This is a genomic window from Stieleria tagensis (genome assembly GCF_024129865.1).
Classification (GTDB): Bacteria; Planctomycetota; Planctomycetia; order Pirellulales; family Pirellulaceae; genus Stieleria; species Stieleria tagensis.
In genome coordinates, this window is record NZ_JAMYFE010000121.1 from 1 (window position 1) to 4091 (window position 4091).

3 protein-coding genes are annotated in these 4091 nt (G+C 56.5%); 1 reads left to right on the forward strand and 2 read right to left on the reverse strand.

Translation table 11 applies throughout. The features are described 5' to 3' along the window. Positions 1-438: 438 nt before the first annotated feature. Positions 439-1494, forward strand: coding sequence for a hypothetical protein (locus tag NHH03_RS24795; RefSeq protein ID WP_253160844.1), 1056 nt, complete (start codon positions 439-441; stop codon positions 1492-1494). Here NHH03_RS24795 and NHH03_RS24800 read toward each other — a convergent pair. Beyond that, a complete protein-coding gene (locus NHH03_RS24800) occupies positions 1478-2719 on the reverse strand; it encodes an Nramp family divalent metal transporter (RefSeq protein ID WP_253160846.1) in 1242 nt (413 codons plus the stop codon). The two genes, NHH03_RS24795 and NHH03_RS24800, sit on opposite strands and share 17 nt — an antisense overlap. Continuing rightward, positions 2706-3764 carry a DUF2891 domain-containing protein gene (locus NHH03_RS24805; RefSeq protein WP_253160848.1) on the reverse strand — a complete coding sequence of 353 codons (1059 nt, stop codon included), beginning with the start codon at positions 3762-3764 and terminating at the stop codon, positions 2706-2708. Before NHH03_RS24805 ends, NHH03_RS24800 begins: the two co-directional genes overlap by 14 nt. Positions 3765-4091: the final 327 nt, after the last annotated feature.

Below are 4091 nucleotides of genomic sequence, written 5' to 3' on the forward strand. Positions count from 1 at the left end.
AGGTGCAACCTGGCGCTGCCTGCGGGCCGCAGCAACCCCAGTGAAAGATTGTCCTGGTTTACAGGGCCCCGGGTGTGTCGAATCGGAGAGTCGGATAAATCCTCCACACCAACGGGTGTATGACGCCAGGTTGCACCTGGCCTACTGGGTCCCTCGCGGGGTCTGTCCCCGCGCTGGGGGTTTATGACGCCAGGTTGCACCTGGCCTACTGGGGTGTGTCGGATCGGAGAGTCGGATGAATCCTCCACACCAACGGGGTCTGTCCCCAGGTTGCCCGCACTAGGATCTGGGTTTTTCGTCGGATTGCTGCAGTAAGCTCGTTGTGAAATCTACCGACGGACGTTCCAGGATTTCCAATTGTGCTGGATTGCTTGTCTACTAACATCGGGTCGGGAAGCCGACCGCACGTCACGTTAAGACTCCAAATCTGCCGACACCATGAAAAAACGCTCGCTTCGCTTCGAAACGCTCACGAACCGACAGCTAATGGCCGGTGACATTCTCTCGCCGCAGGAATACACAGACTGTGAGGCATGCAACTTTCCAGTGGTCGAGAGTCCATGGTTTGCGGAGCGGTTGCTGCTCAATAAGAGTCCGGTTGAGAAGTCAGAGCCATCAACTGAGGGTGTCGTGGAGCTGGCACCCAACGCAGCTACTGAGCCAGTCAGTGAAAGGCAAGCGGAGAGCAATTCGAGCACGGCTGCGGTTGGCAGTTCGTATCAAAACGAAATCGGAGCGATGGAGCCACATTCCTCCAGTGACCTTGTCGGTGATGTCTACGCCCCAGTGTATCGGGAATATGTAGCGGATCAGGACGGTGACTGGTCCGTTACGGTTCACTCAGATGGTCACCCACTCGAGGTTCTCGTTTACAGCGCAGATCTCAGCATCAAAGCACAATCGATCACAGACGGAGGTGATCAAGCTACCGTCAGCTTCACGATCAGCCAGGGCGAGTATTTTATTATCGAGTTCCGGGGTGATAGTCCGAGCTTCGGGTACTCAGTGCAGCAAGTTGGGGATTTCAACCAATCGCTCAGGGATCCCAGTTTGATCGATGATGCTGCAGAGCGTTCACTGCCGGATGCGAGTGTCGAGCCTTCGGAGGTTCTTGGTTACAGCGGGGGCAGTGACCTTCTTGAAATCCGGCCTTCATTTCAGTTTGAGCTGAGATCGAGCACGCAAGGTGCAAATTTCCAGGAGTTCGTTGCTCCATCGAACGGTCTATGGAAGTTCGAGTTTCGATCCGATTCGGGTGACTATGAAATTGCTGTGCCGAAATTGCTTCTAGCATCTCACGAGGGAATTTTCAGAAGCGAGAACGGAAACGTCGAGATCGCTCTGCCCTTGGCTAGCGAAGAGACTGTTTTATTCCAGCTCCCGGCGATGGATGGCGTGCTCTCATTGTCGATCAAAGAGCTACTGCCGGCGGGGTCTGTCCCCAGATTGCCCGCATCGTTTTTGCCGCATGGGGCGGTTAGCGAAGGACGCTGATGGTCCTCCAGATCCCCAACAGGGCGACGGCAAGGACTGCGAAGAACGCGGAAACCAATCGCCAGCGACTGAGTGATGCGAGAGGGCTTGATTTCGGTTTAACGACGACGGCAAGCAAAAAGCAACCGACAATCGGCAGCAACAGTCCATTGGCGACCTGAGCAAATTGAATGGTCAGTGCGGGGCTTTTGCCGAAGTGGATCGCTAAATAGCCGCCGATCCAAACCACGGCAATTGCGATCGCTCGAAACCGGCGGCTGCTCGGATCGGCTTTCCACCCCAGCGAGCCACACACTGCGTACGCGGTTGCAATCGGCGCGGTGATTGAACTGGTCAGGCCGGCGGCGAACAGCCCGACCGCAAAAGCCACGCCGCCAGCGTCTCCCAGCGCGGGACGAAGTTGGACGGCGATTTCGTCGATCGAGTTCCAGTTGATCTTAGACTGGTAAAACGCTGCGCTCGCGGTCGTCAGGATTGATGCGGTGACAAACCCACCCAAAAGAACCGAAAAGCACGTGTCCCAGTCCGATTGCCGGACAGCATCGCGCGGGTTTTCTCCCTGCCAGGTTGTTGCAGCGCTGCTGGCATGCAGGAATAAGTTGTAGGGCACGATGGTTGTTCCGATCAAAGCCAGCACGATCGTCAAGTTGTCTGCATCGATGCTCGGCGAAACGATTCCTCGCAGGATCTGCTCCGATTCGGGCAGCGAGATTAAACCGGCGATCAGAAAGGATCCACTCAGGATGGCTACCCAAGCGATCAAAAAGCGGTGGAGAATCTTGTAGCGTCCCAGCCAGATGATGGTCGTTGTCAATGTAACTAAGATCATCAGCCAACTGCTTGTCTGGATTCGAAAGACGGGAGAAAGGCCTGCGGCGGCTCCCGTCAGGTTTCCAGTTTGGTAGGCCGCATTGCCAATTCCGATCGAGGCGATGACCAGAGCCACCGCGGGTCGTTTCCAGCGCGATTCCGCCAGAGTCGATCGAATCATCTCGCCGAGTCCTTTCTGTTGACTGATTCCCAGGCGAGCAGCAAGGGATTGCAGGACAATCGTACCGAGGCTGGCCAGTACGACAGTCCACAGCAATTGACAGCCGAACTGCGCACCCGCTTTGCTGGCAGTGACCACGGTGCCGGGGCCAATAAAAGCTGCGGTGACCAGTAAGCCTGGGCCCAAGCGAAATCCAGGTCGCAATGTCTTTGGAGAGGTTTCAGCGGTGGGCATCTTCCGTTCCGATCCGCTCGATCGCGTACAGCCCAAACGTTGCCAGCCAATGGTCTCCTTCGTAGTGTCCGCTATTGATGTAGTTCAGGCCTGCGGCCAAGTGTGCATCGGCGCTTTGAAGAAGTGGTTCGCGAAGCGGATGCGAGGGATTCAGTGCTGCAGCGACGGATCGCAGGCACCAGGCGCGATTGAGATTCAGTCCGGCCAAATGCACAATCTTGGGGTCGGTCACGTCGCTGACCGGAACCGGAGCAATCGTGCCGTCATCCAGTTGCGTGGCCAAGTCGGGGACAAATTTGGCCAGCCAATCTGTGAACTCGTCTTGCGTCAGAACGCGACGCATCAGATCGGCCTCATTCCAACAGGACGAAAAGAAATCGTGACCCGAGGGTTCGTATTGAACGGGGTAGTCAACGTCGCTGGCATAAAAGGCTGTGGCCCGTTCGGTCACCAGGCTCTCAAGTGGCTCCATTTCCAGGGCGCGCGCGTAGTCCATGATTTGCCCTAAAGCAAAGCCGGTGTCAGGGTGCTCTCCGGTCCGAATCGGAAACGTCAGCAGCGGCAGATAGTCTTGAATTCGCCGTCGCAGCAATGTTTCCAGCGGTCGAAGATTATCGCGCCACCTGCTGGCATCGGGATCGTCCCAGTCATCCAGTTCGACCACTAGACGCAGGTACCAGGCCCAGCCGTACATGCGCTCAAACGTCTTCTGTTCATCCAGTGCAAAGAAGTCGGCTTCCTGTTGCAGATTCTCCGCAGTCAGATGGCTAGACAGGGTTTCGCGAATCTCTGTCGCGGCAGCGATATCGGGGTATCGTTTCAGCAGTCGCACCAGCACCCAATGCCCGTGCACACTGCTATGCCAATCAAAGCAACCATAGAACGCGGGGAAGTTTTCTCGCGGCGTTCGGATTTGGTCCGCGCTGGTGTAGACCAATGACAATTTGGTGGGGAATTCGGTGTCGACGCCTTTGAGCACCAGCCTTGCCCAGCTTTCGGCCGTTGCTTGATCCAACCCGCTTGTTGTCGACTGACCATTTGACATCGGTGTGAAAACCAGGCAACCGAGCATCGTTGCCGCCAGCCACAGCGGCATACGACCAATCGGCAGTGAGCGGAGAACGCGAGGGCAGATTTGACGCAGCATCGTTAAACGTGTTGGTGTGGGGCAGGCTGGTGTGGAGGCTTCAGCCGGGAGTCCAGCTTAGAGTGTGTCGTCCCAAGTGTGGGCTGTCGAATCAGCAGGCGAGCTATGCTTCTTGCCCGCCAAGGCGTTGGATCGGCGGAGCGATCGACGACATTTCATTGTTTTGAGCTCTCGCATTGGGGCGTCGGTCTGCCTCTTGATTTCGACTCTGGTTGCGGTCTCTTT

Coding starts and splice junctions, on each gene's coding strand:
- NHH03_RS24800 (WP_253160846.1), bottom strand. CDS start 2,719: ATGCCCACCGCTGAAACCTCTCCAAAGACATTGCGACCTGGATTTCGC.
- NHH03_RS24805 (WP_253160848.1), bottom strand. CDS start 3,764: ATGTCAAATGGTCAGTCGACAACAAGCGGGTTGGATCAAGCAACGGCC.
- NHH03_RS24795 (WP_253160844.1), top strand. CDS start 439: ATGAAAAAACGCTCGCTTCGCTTCGAAACGCTCACGAACCGACAGCTA.